Below are 15323 nucleotides of genomic sequence, written 5' to 3'. Positions count from 1 at the left end.
TCAGTAAGTGTCCGGAGCCGTGGCGGCGGGGTTCGCCGCGGGCGCTTCACCGGCTGCCGGCGCGGCGGCGGCCGCTCCGCCTTGGGGCCGCATCACCGAACCGATCAGGCCGAACAGGTCGACCGCGCCCTGGGTGTTGTCAATCTCGCCGCCCGGCTTGATGTCGTCGACCGCGCCGCCGGGGGCGATCGCCACGTGGACGCCGCCCAGCAGGCTGTCGCTGGTGATCTTGGCGGTGGAGTCGGAGGGCAGCTTGACGTCCGGATCAAGGCTGAGCTTGGTCACCGCCAGGTAGCTCTTGGGATCCAACGTGATCTGCGAGACCGTGCCGACCTTGACGCCGGCCACGCTGACGGGCGCGCCCGGCGCCAGCGAGCCGACCTGGCCGAACTTCGCCGTGACCTCATAGCCGCCCGGCTTGCGGCCGACGCCGCCGACCGTCAGCGAATAGACCAGGAACCCCGCCGCCAGGACGAGAACGAGGAGACCCATCAGGGTCTCGGCCCATTGTTCGCGCAACCCCATAGTCTCCGGTCCCCGTTAGCGCGACGCGGGACGCTGGGCGTCCCGCTGCAATTGGCTGATCAGCACGTCGATATTGCCGCCGGCGTTGTCGATGGTCGAAACGAAGTCCTGCTGCTGGGTGATCGCCAGCCACACGCCCTTGAACTGGACGTCGACGACCTTCCAGGCGGTCCCGCCGCCCATCACCCGCCACGACACCTGCACCGGCTGGCCCAGCTGGCCGCCCGCAATCGTGGTGTTGACGATCACGTCGCCCGGCTTGCGGACGGTCGAGCCCGTCACCTTCAGGACCTCGCCGTGATAGTCGCTGATGCGATTCTGGTAGACGCTTTCGGCGTAGACGCGGAACGCCGCCGCGAACCGTTGGCGCTGATCCGGCGTGATGGTGCGGGCGTACTTGCCCAGCACGAAATTGGTGATCCGCGGCACGTCGGCCAGTTCGTCGATGCCCTGGTGGAAGGTCGCCTTCTTCTGGGCGACGCTCTGGTTCTTGTCGGCAAGGACCGAGATCACCCTCTGGGCGCGGGTCTGCACGAATTGCTCGGCCTGCGGCTCGCGCGGACCCTGGGCCAAGGCCGGGGCGGCTTGCGCCAGAACGCCGAGGCCCACCAGGGCGACCAGGGCGAAGCGGCGGGTGGGATGGGCGTCGGTCATGGGCGTTTCCGGGGAAATCATTGTGGTTCAGTGGGCGCGGGCGCGGGCGTGGAGGAAGCCGGGTCCGTCGCAACCGTGGGAATTTCGGATGGCGGTGCGGCGGCGGGATCGGTCGACGGCGCGACCTCGTCGAAGTCGGGAAGCTCCTGCACCGCGCCCGTCGCCTCGCGGATCAGGGCCTCGCGGTGCTGGCCGTAGGCCGAGCGGGCGGTGGCGTAGGGATCGACCGCCTGGTCCAGCGCCCGGAACGCCAGGTCGGCGTTGGCGCGGGTGTCGATCGTCTGGGTCACCAGGCGCGTGATGCCGAAGGGGCTGGTCCAGCCCTGGCCGGCCAGGCCGATCGGATCGGTGAAGAAGTCGAACACCCGGCCGACCCCGTCGCGGAAGTTCAGCGGGCCCAGGACCGGCACGTAGAGATAGGGACCGGGCTTGACGCCGTAGCGGCCGAACGTCTGGCCGAAGTCGGCGTCGTGGGACCGGATGCCCATGCCGGCGGCGACGTCGAACAGTCCCAGCACGCCGACGGTGGAATTGATCGCGAAACGCGCCGTGGTCCTGCCGGCCCGCTTGGGCTTGCCCTGCAGGACGTCGTTCACGAACGTGCTGGGTTCGCCCAGATTGTAGACGAAGGCGCTGACCCGGTGGCGGACCGGCGTCGGCGCCACGGCCATGTAGCCGTGGGCGACGGGTCGGAACACCGCGCGGTCCAGTCCCATGCTGAAGGCGTAGCTGCCCCGATTGAAGCCCTCGAGCGGATCGTAGGCGGTCTGCGCCAAATCGGAGGCCGCATCAGGCGCCGCGACCAGCGGAATTGGTGTTTCGAGGTCGCTCCGGGCGTACGCGGACGACCCGATCGCCGAGAATCCCCCGGCGACGAGCAACGCCAAAACCGTCGTCGCGGTGGATACAGTCACGCTTAAGCCCTGCTTTTTCTTCGGAATCTTCATGGCCGACGCGCCGATCATTCCAGCCTCTTGCCGGATGCCGGCAGGAGGCATGTAGGCGCCAGTCAAAGCTAGGCAAGGGTTGGAGGGCCACTGAACGTCATCCGTCCACGGAAGCCGGGCGGGTGTTGCATTCGCCAAGCTTCGAGATGTCCGTTCATCGGGCGCCGCCCGGCGGTCAGGTCTTTTCCCGGAGACGACGGCTGGAACGCCCGATTGTCCAAGGCTCGTCGGGGGCGGCTAGCTGATCGCAACGGGCGGCGTCAGGAGGCTTCTTGTCGATGAAACTCACCGGGCTCGCGATGGCGATCGGCTTGGCGCTGATCCTCCAGGGCTCCCCCGCCCTGGCGGCGTCGAACCTGATCTTCACCAAGACCGACTATCCGGACTTCATCCTGAGGCGCGCCCAGCCGTTGCGTCAGTCCGAAATCCTCACGGCCGAGCTGCTCGCGCGCAGCGACATCCCGCAGGTGAAGGCCTATCGCGACTTCCTCGACAAGAAGGCGCGCCGGCTGTCGCGGGTCGATCAACTGGCGGCGGTCAACGCCTACGTGAACGACCACGTCAAGCAGACCGAGGATTTCGAGCTCTATCTTCGCGACGACATCTGGGCCACGCCGGTCAACACCCTGGTCATCGGCGGCGACTGCGAGGACATCGCCCTGACCAAGCGCTGGGGCCTGACGCGCCTCGGCTTTTCCGAAACCGACGTCTATCTGATCGTCGGGGTGACGCTGACGACCACCCCGCCCAGCGGCCACGCCGTTCTCGGCGTCAGGCTCGCCGAAGGCGATGTCCGGATTCTCGACAGCCTGCAGAACAAGCTCATGAGCCCCCAGGAAGCGCCTTTCGAACCGGCGTACGGCCTGAACACCTTCGGTTTCTGGCGCGTCGACACGCCGGGTCACTCGGGCGGCGACTACAACCAGCGGGCGCTGGAGCGCGCCCTGGCCCGCCAACGGCGCTGAAACGCGGCGCCGCCCAGACACAACCATAACGACGCACGATGTTTACCTTGTCGCGATAGTGGAGATTGGGCACACTTCGCGTTTCAACACGGGGCTCTCCCATGGACCGTTTGCGTGCGCCGTTCTTCTGGCTGGCCGGCTTCGTCCTGCTGGTGGCCCTGCTGGTGGAATGCGCCTCGGCCTTCGTTATCAACGCCGTGCACCAGGTGGGCTTCGAGGCCTCGACGCCGGGCCTGGGCATTCGCTACCTGCCGGTGCTGGACGGCCTGCTGCTCTACACCGTCCTGTTGATGGGCCTGGGCATCCTGCTGTCGCGCAGCGTGATCGGACGCATACAGGGGATCGTCACCCTGGTGATCGCCTTCTTCGGCCTGCTGGGCGCGATCGTCATGGCCCTGGCGGCCCTGGGCCTGCTGATCCTGATGATCACCCTGCTGGTGGCCGTGCCGTTCGGCACGATCGCCTATTTCGTCGCGTTCGCCGATTTTCCGACGGGCGCCGCCACCGCGACCCTGGGCCTGATCCTGATCCTCAAGATCGCCTTCGCCATCCTGCTGATCCTCGCCCACGAGCGGTTCCTGCAGAACAAGGGCATCGTCATCCTGACCGCGGTCTCGATCGGCTTGACCCTGCTGCAGGCGTTCCTGATCGACTTCCCGCCTGGCTTCCTGGCCGCCATCACCGACGCCGTCGGCGCGCTGATCATCGCCATTGTCGGGGCCGTCTGGCTGCTGGTCCTGCTGATCGGATCGCTGCTGGCGATGATCTCGGCGCTCCGGACGGTGCGGGTCTAGGCCACGCCGATCAGCGGACCGAAACCTCGACGGCTTCCTCCCGCATCGGCTTGACCACGATCGCGCCGCCGTCGCGATAGATGACGGCCGAGACGTCGTCGTCCTTCTCACGGCAAACGAACGTGCCGTCGCCGGCCGCCCGCGCATTGCGCCAGGGTTCCTTGCAGTCCTCAACGTCGTCCTCGTTCAGGACGGTCTTCTCGTGGCACAGGCACACAGGCTGGGGACAGGTCTCCCCCTCCCTGCCCTCGTCATTGCTCTCCTCGCAGCTGTAGGTCACGACGGCCCCCAGCCCCGTGATCAGCCGCAGACGGGCGATGCGCATGTTCTTGTCGGCCGGCGGGATCGGCAGGGCGCCGGTTTGCTCGGTGACCGTGACGGCCTTCTTGAACAGCTTCGGCGCGAACGGACGCGTCAGCTTGCCCATGACCTCGGCCATCGGCGGAGGGTCCCAGTTCGCCAGCGCGTCCTCGTCGATCTTGCCGTCGCTGCCGGTGGGCGGCCCGTGGGCCGAGGGGGGCGCGGGCGGGGTGGTGGCGCGATAGACCGCCACGCCGATCGCCACGACGAAGCCGATGACGATCAGGATCAGGATGATGATGACGACCTTCATCGACGCTGCTCAGCCACGGCCGCCGATCCCGGCGATCCGGGGACGGCGTCGAGAGCGAAAATCCGACCCATCGCGTTTGCACTCCTTGCGGGACCCGCCGACCGGCGAGCCCCCGGGGTTTGACGTCTAGCCCGCTGGCGAGATGATCTTCGTCCTTGGGATGATCCTCGGCGGCCGGCAGGCGCGATAGCGCGACGGACCCGCCGCGTTCTCCTGGGCCACGACGGTGCGCCGTTCGCCGCTCACGCAGACGTGGTCGTTGGCGAAGCCGTCGCGCCAGACGTAGCCCATCAGGCAGGTGTCCGGGCCGTAGGGGCCGCCGTTCGGATTGCGGCGGGCCGAGGCCTGGGCATTCTCCAGACGGGCCAGGTACCGGGATTCCGGCGTGACGCAGACCCGATCGTCCGGACCCGCGGCGCGCCAGACGAAGCCCTCGATGCAGGCCCCGACCACCGGATCGCAACCCGCCTCGGCCGGTTCCTCGATCGGCGGCTCCTCCTTGGGCTCCTCGGGCAAGACCACCGGCATGGGCGCGGCGACCGTGAGGACGACGGTCTCGGTCTTCTTGGTCTTGGCCCCGGCCAGCGGCCTCTGGTCCAGAACGGTCTCCGGCGGCTTCTCGCCGGTTTCCTTGTCGATCCGCTTGTTGGACTTGTAGCCGGCCTTTTCGAGCGCCTTGGCGGCCTCGGCATAGGGCTGGCCCACAACGTCGGGGACCTTGGAGCCGCCGCCGATCACGACGACCGCGATGATCACCCCGATCACCAGCACCAGCACCCCGGCGGCCACCGCCAGGATCCACCAGGGGAACGGCTTCTTGACCGGCGGCGTCACGGCGCCGGCGGCGGGGATGGTGACCGTCGCCGCCGCGCTGTCGGTGCTGTCGTTGTCGGGATCGTTGAGATTGATCGCCCGCAGCTTGATCCGGTGCTGGCCCGGCGGCGTCGCGGCCGGGATCTTGGCGACCACGGTCACGGTCTGGTTTTCACCCGCCGCGACCGGCCGTTCCGGCTCCCCTTGGACCTGATACCATTCGGGCTTGCCGCCACCCTGGACCTGAACGCTGAACCGCGCGGTCAGGCCCTCCCCCGTCTTGTTGGTGACGCCGAAGACGGCGTTTCCGGTATGGAACGCGCCCTCCTTCTTCAGAGCGATGGTGGTTGGTCCGTCCGGAATCTCGAAGCTGGGCATGTCCTGGTCCTTGCGTTGGACAAGGCGTCGCGAGCCCCGCGCTCGCGACGCGGTACGCCGTTACTTGGGCAGGGTTCTCAGGGTCGTCGTCGGCGCGACCGTCTTCACGGTTCGCATCTGGTTGCTGTAGAGCAGGACGTTCCTGTCTACGATCGCCCGACACAGCGCGACGTTCGCCGTCGCGCTGGCGATCGTGATGTTCACCCTCGTGCCCAGGGCGACCTTGGTCTTGGGCTCGATGCCTTGGGCGACGATCATGTTGGGCGTCCCGCTGCAGCTTGAGCCGATGGAGCCAACGTCAACCCCGGCGTTCTTCAGCGCCTGGATGCCCGCGATCCCGCCGACCTGCGGGCTGAGCAGGTTGGGCACGACCACGCCGGGATCGACGGTCAGCGTCACGACGCTGCCCTTGGGAGCCTTGGTGTCGCCGACCGGATACTGGACCAAGACGGCGTCCGGCTGCTGGCCGGAGGCCTTGCCGACCGTCGAGGCGACCTTGAACCCGCGATCCTCGAGAAGCGCCTGCGCGGCCACCAGCGGCTTGCCCGCGACGGCCGGCACGGACACGGTCTCGCCGACGGCCACGGTCAGCTTGACCTCGGCCACCTTCGGATCGGCCTGCGCGTCTGCCGCCGGCTCTTGCTTGAACACCAGGCCGAGGGGCTGGTCGCTGGAGACCTCCTCGATCGCCGGTCCAACCTTGAAGCCGCTCTTTTCCAGCGTGGCGACGGCCGTCGGATAGTCCTGTCCGATCACGCTCGGCACCGCGACCGTCGGCACGCCGGCGACCGTCAGCTGGACCACGATCCCCTCGGGCTTGACCTTCTTGCCGCCTTCGGGGTCCTGCTTGAACACCTTGCCCAAAGGCTTGTCGGGGGCCGGCTCCTTGACCTCCGGCCCGGCCTCGTAGCCCGCCTTCTTCAGCGCGGCGACGGCGGCCGGATAGTCCAGCCCGATGACCTTCGGAACCTTCGGGCCACCGCCCATCACGACGACGGCGATGATCACGCCGATCACCAGCACCAGCACCCCGCCGGCGACCGCGATGATCCACCAGGGGAACGGCTTCTTCTTGACCGGCGGCTTGACGATGGCGGGGATCTTGACCGTCGACACGGCGCTTTCGGTGCTGTCGTTGTCGGGATCATTGACGTTGGTCGCTCGCAGCTTGATGCGATGCTCCCCCGCCGGCGCGTTGGCGGGGATCTTCGCCACCACGGTGACCGTCTGGGTCTCGCCGGACGCGACGGGCCGCTCGGGCTCGCCCTGGATCGAATACCATTCGGCCTTGCCGTTGCCCTGGACCTGCACGCTGAACCGAGCGGTCAACCCCTCTCCGGTCTTGTTGGTGACGCCGAATACGGCGTTCCCCTTGTGGAATCCGGCCTCCGTCTTCAGGGCAACGGTCGTGGGGCCGTCCGGAATCTCGAAACTCGGCATGGGCGTTCGTCCTCGTGCTCGCGATCAGGCTGCGGAAAATTCGATTTCGTAGGTCGTGTAGGCGGGACGCTCTTCGTCGACGATGCGACGCACTAAGTCGGCCAGGGGCTGCGCGGCCGCCGGGGCGACGACGCGCAGGTGGAAGCTTCGGGCGACGCCCTTGGGCCCCGGCGGGTTCTCTTCGACCGTGTAGCCGGACACGCCGGTCGCCACGGTCAGGATGCGTTCGAGGGTCCGGCGGGTGCCGCGCCAGCGCGCCAGCTCCGCCGCCTCCAGGCACAGGAGCCGCAGACGGCCCAGCCCCGCGGCGTAGCGCGGCGCGCCCTCGCCCGGACGCCCGCCGGTCCAGTCCAGATAGCGGTCCAGGTCCAGCCAGCGCGCCAGCATCAGGGCGAAGTTCGGCGGCGCGCGCACCGGATCGATGTGCGAGTCCAGCGTCGCCAGCGCCCTCTCGGCCGGCGCCTGCAGCATCTCCATCACCTCCAGCGTCGCGGCCAGCGGCTTCTTCGGCACGATGGCCGACTGGTAGGTTTCCGGCAGCAGGCGGGCGATGCGGGCCTGATCCATCATCCGGCCCCCGTGTCGTCGTCGATCACCACCGAAAGGTGATGCTGATCGGCGCAATAGAGCCAGTTGGGCGGCAGCGGGATGCGGTCGGTGAACACCGTGGCCGAGGCCGTGGCGAAATGCTGGGCTCCGTCGAGGCTGCGGTAGACGCCCACGGGACCGCCGGCGAACACCAGCGGCTGCCCGCCGGGCACGGGCGCGGCCGCCACGCAGGACACCACGTGTAGCAGCCGCTCGGTGTCGCGGACCCGCAGGCCGGCGTCGAGCGGCGTGGCTCGCCAGGCCGGCGCGGCGACGGTGGTGTCCAGCGCCAGCACCCCGCTGCGGTTCGATCCCGCGAACACCCACTGGTCGGCGAAGGCCAGGCCCTCGCAGGACCCGCCCTGCCAGCCGACATTGAACGGCTTGAAACCCTCGGGATCGTCGGCCCCGCCCGAACGCAGCTCCACCCGGAAGGCCCCGGAGCCTTGCTGCCCGGCCTCGGCCGCGGCCGCCGCCCACAGGAAGTCCCGGGCGTTGAAGCGTTGCACCGTGAGGCTGCGGATGTCCTGGCCCGACAGGCCGATCGGATGGAAGCTGTCGGACACTCCGCCCAGGGCCGACAGATAGACCCCGCCCTTGACCCGCGCGGCCACCGCCACCTGGACCACGCCGGCCGACGACACCGACGTAGCCACGGTGTAGAAGCCCTTGGTGTCGCGGGCCTTGTCGACCACCACAGGAGACGGCCCCGCGTCGCCGAACGGCTTGAGCTGGCGAAGGCCTTCCCCCGTGGCGATCAGCAACATCGGCGAGCCTTCCCGGTCGATCCAGGCGGCGTCGGACACCTCGCTGTTGAACACGGCCGCCTCGGTCTTCCAGGTTTCGCCGCAGTCGCGCGACACATGGATGGCGCCGCCGGCCTTGCGGACGACGCCCAGGGCCATCAGGCCCGGCCGGTCGGCGTGGCGGCGCACGAAGAGCGGACGATCGCCGTCGGCCTTGAACACCACCGCCCAGGTGTTGCCGTCGTCCAGGCTGCGGTGCAGGCCCTGGTTTGTTGCGGCGAACCAGGTGCGCGCCTGGTGCGGATCGCGCAGCAGGTCCGACACGTCGCGGTCCGGCGCCTCGCCGATGGTCAGGCGAAGCTGGTCGGCATAGCGCACGCTGGGGTCGGCCAGCATGGCCTCATAGACGTCGGACGCGCGCAGGACCTGGCCGAACGGTTCATCGCGCAGGGGCGAGAACAGCTTGTTGAGCCGGGTGCGAAGCCGGGCCTCGACCGCCGGCGCGTCCTCTTCGCGGCTGACCACCACGCGGGCCGCCACCGACACCGGGCGCACCTTGGCCCAATCCACCGACGTCTGGACCCCGAGCGGCCGGCGCTGGTCGACGGCGCTCTGGACGCGGGTCCTGACCGCCTCGGTGCGTTGTTCGATCACCGCCTGGGCCGTGACCGCGCCGTCGGGCAGCTTGCTGAGGTCGACGTCCGGCACCAGCAGGATCTCGACCACCCCGGGCGCCGCGTGGGCCCAGACCTGGGACTGGGCGTAGGCCTTGGCCCGCGCCACCGCGCGGTCCGCGATCGCCAGGCGCTCGAAATCCCGCGCCGTGACCGCGCAGCGCATCGAGGTCAGTTCCAGCGGGCCGCGACGCATCGCGGCCTGGATGCTCTCGGCCTCGGCCCCGCCGGCGGCGCGCACGAGGTTGGTCACCGTCAGATCGGGGATCGGCGTCTTGAAGATGGTCAGGGCGCCGATCGCCACATTGCCGGCCCGGCCGCCGCCGCCGCGATACCAGGCCCGGATGTCTCGCCCCAGGGCCGGAACCGCCGACAGCCCCGTCGATCCCTCGCCGGCCACGGCGGGGGCGAACTGGATGCGGCCCATGGCGCGGTCGACGCGATAGACGCAGTCGGTCGGGGCGGCGTCGGCGAAGCTGACCACCTCGCGCCAGATCCGGTAGCTCTTCTCGCCCAGGGTGCGCGACACCGCGCCGTCGGCCAGTTCGGCGCTGTCGGCCTCGACGCCGACGATAAGGTCCAGGCCGTCGCCGGACGGGGCGATGATCGGCGGACGCTTCACCTGCACGCTCTGGCCCGGGGCGCCGGTCCCGGTTCCGATCGCCTCGGCTTCGGTGATGTCGCAATGAAGCGCCGGGGCCTCGACGCTCTTCTGGTCGGCCGCCAGGATCGCGGCCTGGGTGACCACGAAGGTCACCGAGCCGTCGCTGGTGGCGATGCGCGTCCCGGCGGGGATGGTGATCCGCGCATTGCCGGCGGTGCGGGTGAAGGTCAGGGTCACCGCAGCCGCGGCGGGCGGATGGACCTGGGCGCCGACCAGGTTCAGCAGGCTGACATACAGCTTCTCCGGCACGCGATTGAGCCGGTACAGCATGGTGTCGGTCAGATAGGCGAAGGTCTCCAGCAGGGTGATGCCGGGATCGCTGGGATTGCGATCGGTCCATTCCGGGCACGAGCGGTCGATGACCTTGACGGCGTCGGCCATCAGTTCGGCGAAGGTCCGGTCGTCCAGCTTGGGCGTGGGCAACGGCATCAGGCGGCCTCCCCACGCAGGTCGAGGCCGAATTGAAGCTGGCCCGGCTGGTTGCTGCTGCGCACCCTGTAGTCCAGCGAAACGACCAACTGACTGGGCGCGGCGGGATCGACGCCGGCGTCCAGCCGCACGATCTCGATCCTCGGCTCCCAGCGCTTGAGCGACTGGCGCACGTAGTGGATGGCGAGGCCCGCGGTTGTGGCGTCGTTGGGCGCGAACATCAGCCGGTGCAGCGGGCAGCCATAGCCGGGCCGCATGACCCGCTCGCCCGGGATGGTGGTCAGCAGCAGGATGATCGCCTGGCGCACGGCGTCGGCGCCGCTGACGTCGGCCAGCCGTCCGGCCGGCGACAGGATCAGCCCCGCCGGCCGCCGCAGCTCGGACGTCGCCCCGCCCAGCTCCGCGCCCTCGAACCGGATGCCCCGAACGCTCTTCATGCTCAACTCCCGGCCGCCACGAGGCGTTGGCCGGGATCGACCACGCGATAATTGACAGTGCCCGGCGGCGATCCGTCGGTAAGCCCCGTGACCGTGTCCAGGCACACCGCCCGGCCGCCGATGGTCACGAAGGTCGAGTAGCCCTGCTTGACGGCCAGGGTCGTCAGGCAGGGTCGCAGGCCGATGACCGGATTGGCGTTCGGACAGGCCGAGATCGGCCGCGACTGCGGATTGGGGTTCACCAGCGCCAGGCGGCTCTTGATGCGCACCAGGGTTTGGGTCGGGGCGATGCCCACCCGGCCGCCGTGATCGCAGACCAGCGTCGCGTCCTGGGTCAACCACAGCATGCTCAACCCTCCTCGAACGCGACGGCGGCGGCGCGGATGGTCAAACGACGGCCCGGGGCCTCGATGATCAGATCGCCGCTGGCCCGCAGGCGCGAGCCGTTGGGGCCGAACTCGAACAGCCCGCCCGCGCGGGTCTCCAGCCGCGCCAGGGCGTCGACGCTGTCCAGGGTCAGCACCTGTCCGCCCGGCGTGCGCACGGTGAAGGCCCGGGCCCCCGCCGTCCCCGCCCCGCGAGGCCCCGGCGCCGCGCGCTCGCCATAAAGGCCGCCCAGGACCACGCCGCGCGCCGGGTCGCCGTCCGGAAACAGCACCAGCACGTCGTCGTTCGGTTCCGGCAGGATGGCCACGCCCTTCTCGGCGCCGGCGCCCAGCAGCAGCACCGACATCCAGCCGGTCTCGACGTCGCCCAGAACCGGCAAGCGGGCCCGCACCCGCGCCAGGCCGTCGGGATCGTCGGCGTCGGTCACCTTGCCCAGAGTGAAAGCCGGAACGCGGGGACGGTCGGGCCGGGTCGGCGGCTCGGTCGAGATCTCGACCACATAGCCGCGCGCCTCCTCGAACCGGTGCAAAGCGCGGGTCACCACGCAGCGACCGTCGACCAGGTCGCCGACGCCCTCCAGGTTGACCGGCCGGCCGGGGCGCAGCCGGGTGTCGCCCTCGACCACCGCCTCCAGCAGGACGGCGCGCGCCACGGCCCGGTCGAGATCGGCCTGGGCCAGGCTCTCGGCCTCGGCGGCGTCCGCCGCCAGGCGGTTGAACAGGGTCCGTCCGCCCAGGTCCGGAAAGGCCGTCAGCCCGCCGTCGCGAAACTCCTCGGCGTCCTGCCTGGCCAAGCCCGCGCGGGCGTTGGCCGAGACGGCGCGGGAGGGGTCCCACGACTGGGCGCCGGTCCACGGCCGCAGCGAGTCCGCGCCCGTCGTGGCGCTGGCCTGGATGATCTCGCGCCGCATGCGCAGCGGGATCGGCTCGCCCTCGCCCGCCAGGCTGATCAGCCGCAGCTCGCCGGCTTCCACCACCAGATAGAGCCCGGCGTCGCGCGCCAGGTCGACCACCAGGTCGAAGTCGTTCTGGTCATGCTGGATGATCAGGGCGCGAGTCGGCGGTTGGGCGGCGCAGCTGAAGGTCAGGCCCAGATCGCCGGCCATCTGGCCCGCGAGGTCGGCGACCGTCATGTCGGTCAGGGCCCGGGCCCGCTGGCGCAGCCTGGCCCTGTGCAGCTTGTCCAGGGCCCGCAGCCGCACGACCCGGCCCTGGGCCGCGTCCTGCTGATATTCGACGGCGGTGATCTCGCCGTCGAACAGGTCGCCGGAGCCGTCGACCGAGAAGGCCAGGCTCGCGCCAAGGCGCAGGCTGGTCAGGGTGTCGTTCGGCGCGTCGGCGAACACCAGCTCGGCCATGGCCGGAGCGTTCAGCGCCTGGCGCACGAAGGCCGACACCGCGTAGCGCCCCAGGCCCGGGTCCAGCGGCGCGCCGTCCAGACGGGCCCGAAGGGGGCGATTGGCGAAGATCGAGGTCACGCCCGCACCTCCAGCAGGATCGCCAGCGACGGAAGGACGATGGTCGTGCCCTCCGGAAGGTTGAGGGGATCGTCCACGCCGTTGTAGGCCGCGACGTCGGCCCACAGGGTCGGGTCGCCGTAGCCGTCGTCGGCGATCTGGTCGAAGCGCTTCAGCGGCAAGCCGTCGGTGTCGACCGGCATCTCGACGGCCGGGAACTGATCGACCGATCCGCCGTCCAGATCCGAGGGTGGTTCGAACTGCGGCGTCACGGGCCGGCTGGGGGCGGGACGCGGTTCGGAATCCTCGACGCGGCGCAGGCGCAGGCTGAGCCACGAACGGCGGGGCGCCCCGTCGGCGTTGAACCGTTCCAGGCGCTCGGACACGTGCAGCACGACGCCGGGAATGTTCCAGGACTTGCCCCAGATGAACCGCACCGTGGGCGGAGCCGCGAAGCCGTCGGCGGCGACGGCGTTCTCGGTCAGGTCCCAGATCGGGCGAGTCAGGGCGCGGACGTCGTCGTCCGCGGCGGGACCCTGGCCGTCTTCCGGCGCCTTCGACGGACGACCTTCGCGAGCGACCTCGACGTCGAACAGCAGGTTCAGGTCGTATTCTGTGACCCCGCCGCCGGTGGCGATCAGCGGATCCTCGGAACGGGCCACGCCGGTCAGGAAGCCGCCGCCGGCCAGCCGCGTCCGCACGCCGGCGCTGCGCCGCGCTTCGAGGTTTTCCGGATTGAGCAGGCACGAGATCCGCTCGCCCGACCGTTCCAGCAGGAAGGCTACACGCTCCATCTGCCCTCCTCCTGTTCACGGGCCAGCTGATCCCAGCGCGGCGGCGACGCTTCGACGCCGTTCGGGGAGGCGAAGGTCGTCGGCGGCAGCGCCGGCCAGCGGTTGTCCGGCGGCGAAGCCGCGAAGCCGCGCGAGAGCTCCCGCGATGGCGAGGCCTGGGGGCGCCTGGAGATGCTCGACCGTTTGCCCTGACCTTGGGTCTCGTCGTCCGGCGAGGGCGCCTTCGATGCTCCGCGAACGATCCGCCGCGCGGCGCGAGGGGACGCCTCGGCCTTGGCTCGGCTCGGCGGCGCGCCTTCGAGGTGCGAAAAGGCCGGCGCGGGGCGAGCCGACGGGACTGTCCGCGACGGCGAGAACGAGGACGCGGACCGTGCCGGGACGGTCTCCGGCGAGGGGCGATCGGGCGGCGGCGAAGCCCTCGTCCCGGTCGGTTCGGAGACCGGGAAATGATCGGCGCGAGCACGCGGCCCGGCGAGCGCGGCGAGTTCGCGAAACAGGGAGCGTCGACGGGACGGCGTCTGGTCCTGCCAGGTCCGATCTGGCGCGGCGGCGGGACGGTCCGTCGCGGAGGTCTGGAAGGCGGCTTGGGGAACCGGCGCGCGGGCGACCGCGATCGCTTCCACCGCGTCCGCCCTTCCGCTTTTCGCGGGTCGTCCCGGATCGGCCGAAAGCTCGAGCGGTCGCTCGACACGCCTGGATCTCGCGAAGAACCAGGATCTCTGGCGACGGACGATGGGCGCGTCGATCCGATCCGCAGGCGCCTCCTCCGGCGTATCTTTCGGGCGCGCTTGCGTGAAGGCGTGGTCGATCGGAGCCGTCGGCCGCGGAACGTCGGTCCAGGCCTTGGCCGCATCGGACGTCGCCGCCCGGGCTTGCGGCGGCTGGGACCAGATCGGCTCGCGCGGAGGGCTCGCGGGCGCCTCGGCCTCGGCCGCAGGCGTCGCGGTCTCCGGCGCGTTGGGAACCGCTTGAGACGACGAGCCGACGAAGGTCAACGGCGAGCGTGGCCGACGCGGCGCGGAACCGGGCTCCGTCGCCGTCGGACGCTCCGGCGGCGGTGCGGGCGCCACGGCCGCGAACACCGGCCTCGGCCGCCTCGGCCGCTCGACGTCCGGCCGCCGCCAGACCTCGGACGGCCGGTCGCGCAGGGCGGCCAGGGTCGGGACGGCGGTGTCGCGGCGGGGCGCCGGACGCCGTGGATCGTGCGAAGCCGGTTCCGGCTCCGCCGCCGTCGCAAGTGGCCGAGCGGGCATGTCGTCCAGTCGGACCGGCGGCGAGGCCGCAGGATCGCTGTTCAGCGACAGCGGCGCCTCGCCCGCCTCCGCCAATTGAGCCGTCCGCTCGGCCACATGCGCCAGCCAATGGGCCGGCGCGCCCGGATACCGGTCGGCCAAGGCGGCCATGACCGGGTCCGGAGTCGGCGCGGATCGATCCTCGGAGGCGCGCTCCAGGGCCTGGGCCAACGAGCGGGCCAGGGCGGCCATGGCGATCAGCCAACCCGACAACAGGCGGCGGAGGGCCATGGTCTAGGCTCGGGTCAGGGTGTCGAACGACAGCTTGAGTTCCTCGATCGCCACTTCGCGGCCGAGGGCGTCGAACGACACGCCGCTCCATTCACAAGGCCAGGCGTTGTCGAGGTTCCAGCGCAGGACCTCGGCGGTGCCCTTCACGTCCATCATCGCGATCGAGATGTTGCGGCGGGGCGTCCCGCCGGCCAGGACCTCCTTGAGCCAGTCCCACAGCGCGGGCGTCTTGGTCAGGCCGTAGCGCAGCGTGACCTCGGCGTATTCGACCGGTCCGGGCAGGGTGCGGACGATCTGGCCGCTGCCGGACTCGCGGTAGCGGATCGGATGGATCCGCACACCCAGGCCGAAGCACTCGGTGAACCGGACATCGCCCATCTCGCGGGACGAGAGCATGAAGTTGTAGTTGCGATAGACATCGGGCAAAGCGCCAACCTTGGGCGCCGCCGCTGCTTCTTCTGGCTTGGCCATGACGGATCCTCTCTAAGGTTTTGGG

General features: G+C 70.3%; 16 protein-coding genes. 2 read left to right on the top strand and 14 right to left on the bottom strand.

The features are described from left to right. Genes mlaD through AC1DMQ_RS19895 form a run of 3 tightly spaced genes read right to left on the bottom strand, consistent with a single transcriptional unit; the run spans nt 1 to nt 1955 of the window. A complete protein-coding gene (mlaD, locus tag AC1DMQ_RS19905; RefSeq protein WP_477035292.1) occupies nt 1-525 on the bottom strand; it encodes an outer membrane lipid asymmetry maintenance protein MlaD in 525 nt (174 codons plus the stop codon). Between the two features lie 15 nt (nt 526-540). Beyond that, nucleotides 541-1200: an MlaC/ttg2D family ABC transporter substrate-binding protein gene (locus AC1DMQ_RS19900; protein ID WP_477035291.1), complete on the bottom strand. Its 660-nt coding sequence runs from the start codon at nt 1198-1200 to the stop codon at nt 541-543. After that, nucleotides 1197-1955 (bottom strand): MlaA family lipoprotein, encoded by a 759-nt coding sequence (locus AC1DMQ_RS19895; protein WP_477035290.1) that lies wholly within the window; start codon nt 1953-1955, stop codon nt 1197-1199. Before AC1DMQ_RS19895 ends, AC1DMQ_RS19900 begins: the two co-directional genes overlap by 4 nt. Before the next feature lie 449 nt (nt 1956-2404). Here AC1DMQ_RS19895 and AC1DMQ_RS19890 point away from each other — a divergent pair, with 449 nt between their 5' ends. Then, nucleotides 2405-3091 carry a transglutaminase-like cysteine peptidase gene (locus AC1DMQ_RS19890; RefSeq protein ID WP_477035289.1) on the top strand — a complete coding sequence of 229 codons (687 nt, stop codon included), beginning with the start codon at nt 2405-2407 and terminating at the stop codon, nt 3089-3091. 101 nt (nt 3092-3192) lie between these two features. Beyond that, on the top strand, nt 3193-3885 hold the full coding sequence (locus AC1DMQ_RS19885) for a hypothetical protein (RefSeq protein WP_477035288.1): 693 nt from the start codon (nt 3193-3195) through the stop codon (nt 3883-3885). Nucleotides 3886-3895: 10 nt separating this feature from the next. Here the strand turns inward: AC1DMQ_RS19885 and AC1DMQ_RS19880 are convergent, their stop codons facing one another. The 11 genes from AC1DMQ_RS19880 to AC1DMQ_RS19830 all read right to left on the bottom strand — a co-directional run bounded on the left by AC1DMQ_RS19880 (nt 3896) and on the right by AC1DMQ_RS19830 (nt 15298). Next, nucleotides 3896-4498, bottom strand: coding sequence for a hypothetical protein (locus tag AC1DMQ_RS19880; RefSeq protein ID WP_477035287.1), 603 nt, complete (start codon nt 4496-4498; stop codon nt 3896-3898). A gap of 126 nt (nt 4499-4624) precedes the next feature. Next, a complete protein-coding gene (locus AC1DMQ_RS19875) occupies nt 4625-5689 on the bottom strand; it encodes a PASTA domain-containing protein (protein WP_477035286.1) in 1065 nt (354 codons plus the stop codon). Nucleotides 5690-5749: 60 nt separating this feature from the next. Continuing rightward, a complete protein-coding gene (locus AC1DMQ_RS19870; RefSeq protein WP_477035285.1) occupies nt 5750-7129 on the bottom strand; it encodes a PASTA domain-containing protein in 1380 nt (459 codons plus the stop codon). Between the two features lie 24 nt (nt 7130-7153). Next, the gene (locus tag AC1DMQ_RS19865; protein ID WP_477035284.1) at nt 7154-7696 is read right to left on the bottom strand and encodes a hypothetical protein; all 543 of its coding nucleotides are present in this window, start codon (nt 7694-7696) and stop codon (nt 7154-7156) included. After that, a complete protein-coding gene (locus tag AC1DMQ_RS19860) occupies nt 7696-10230 on the bottom strand; it encodes a baseplate J/gp47 family protein (protein ID WP_477035283.1) in 2535 nt (844 codons plus the stop codon). Before AC1DMQ_RS19860 ends, AC1DMQ_RS19865 begins: the two co-directional genes overlap by 1 nt. After that, a complete protein-coding gene (locus AC1DMQ_RS19855) occupies nt 10230-10667 on the bottom strand; it encodes a GPW/gp25 family protein (RefSeq protein WP_477035282.1) in 438 nt (145 codons plus the stop codon). The genes AC1DMQ_RS19860 and AC1DMQ_RS19855 overlap by 1 nt, the downstream gene beginning before the upstream one ends. Before the next feature lie 2 nt (nt 10668-10669). Beyond that, nucleotides 10670-11014, bottom strand: a complete 345-nt coding sequence (locus AC1DMQ_RS19850; protein WP_029916329.1) for a hypothetical protein — start codon at nt 11012-11014, stop codon at nt 10670-10672. A gap of 2 nt (nt 11015-11016) precedes the next feature. Next, a complete protein-coding gene (locus tag AC1DMQ_RS19845; RefSeq protein ID WP_477035281.1) occupies nt 11017-12531 on the bottom strand; it encodes a phage baseplate assembly protein V in 1515 nt (504 codons plus the stop codon). Then, on the bottom strand, nt 12528-13304 hold the full coding sequence (locus AC1DMQ_RS19840; protein WP_477035280.1) for a CIS tube protein: 777 nt from the start codon (nt 13302-13304) through the stop codon (nt 12528-12530). Before AC1DMQ_RS19840 ends, AC1DMQ_RS19845 begins: the two co-directional genes overlap by 4 nt. After that, nucleotides 13292-14707, bottom strand: coding sequence for a hypothetical protein (locus AC1DMQ_RS19835; protein WP_477035279.1), 1416 nt, complete (start codon nt 14705-14707; stop codon nt 13292-13294). The genes AC1DMQ_RS19840 and AC1DMQ_RS19835 overlap by 13 nt, the downstream gene beginning before the upstream one ends. 123 nt (nt 14708-14830) lie before the next feature. Beyond that, nucleotides 14831-15298 carry a phage tail protein gene (locus AC1DMQ_RS19830; protein WP_477035278.1) on the bottom strand — a complete coding sequence of 156 codons (468 nt, stop codon included), beginning with the start codon at nt 15296-15298 and terminating at the stop codon, nt 14831-14833. Between the last annotated feature and the right edge of the window lie 25 nt (nt 15299-15323).

Source organism: Caulobacter sp. 05L422, assembly GCF_056397765.1.
Note: the sequence above shows the minus strand (reverse complement) of the source record. Positions and strands in the feature narration are given on the sequence as shown.

Coding starts and splice junctions, on each gene's coding strand:
- mlaD (WP_477035292.1), bottom strand. CDS start 525: ATGGGGTTGCGCGAACAATGGGCCGAGACCCTGATGGGTCTCCTCGTT.
- AC1DMQ_RS19900 (WP_477035291.1), bottom strand. CDS start 1,200: ATGATTTCCCCGGAAACGCCCATGACCGACGCCCATCCCACCCGCCGC.
- AC1DMQ_RS19890 (WP_477035289.1), top strand. CDS start 2,405: ATGAAACTCACCGGGCTCGCGATGGCGATCGGCTTGGCGCTGATCCTC.
- AC1DMQ_RS19885 (WP_477035288.1), top strand. CDS start 3,193: ATGGACCGTTTGCGTGCGCCGTTCTTCTGGCTGGCCGGCTTCGTCCTG.
- AC1DMQ_RS19880 (WP_477035287.1), bottom strand. CDS start 4,498: ATGAAGGTCGTCATCATCATCCTGATCCTGATCGTCATCGGCTTCGTC.
- AC1DMQ_RS19875 (WP_477035286.1), bottom strand. CDS start 5,689: ATGCCCAGCTTCGAGATTCCGGACGGACCAACCACCATCGCTCTGAAG.
- AC1DMQ_RS19870 (WP_477035285.1), bottom strand. CDS start 7,129: ATGCCGAGTTTCGAGATTCCGGACGGCCCCACGACCGTTGCCCTGAAG.
- AC1DMQ_RS19865 (WP_477035284.1), bottom strand. CDS start 7,696: ATGGATCAGGCCCGCATCGCCCGCCTGCTGCCGGAAACCTACCAGTCG.
- AC1DMQ_RS19860 (WP_477035283.1), bottom strand. CDS start 10,230: ATGCCGTTGCCCACGCCCAAGCTGGACGACCGGACCTTCGCCGAACTG.
- AC1DMQ_RS19855 (WP_477035282.1), bottom strand. CDS start 10,667: ATGAAGAGCGTTCGGGGCATCCGGTTCGAGGGCGCGGAGCTGGGCGGG.
- AC1DMQ_RS19850 (WP_029916329.1), bottom strand. CDS start 11,014: ATGCTGTGGTTGACCCAGGACGCGACGCTGGTCTGCGATCACGGCGGC.
- AC1DMQ_RS19840 (WP_477035280.1), bottom strand. CDS start 13,304: ATGGAGCGTGTAGCCTTCCTGCTGGAACGGTCGGGCGAGCGGATCTCG.
- AC1DMQ_RS19835 (WP_477035279.1), bottom strand. CDS start 14,707: ATGGCCGCCTTGGCCGACCGGTATCCGGGCGCGCCGGCCCATTGGCTG.
- AC1DMQ_RS19830 (WP_477035278.1), bottom strand. CDS start 15,298: ATGGCCAAGCCAGAAGAAGCAGCGGCGGCGCCCAAGGTTGGCGCTTTG.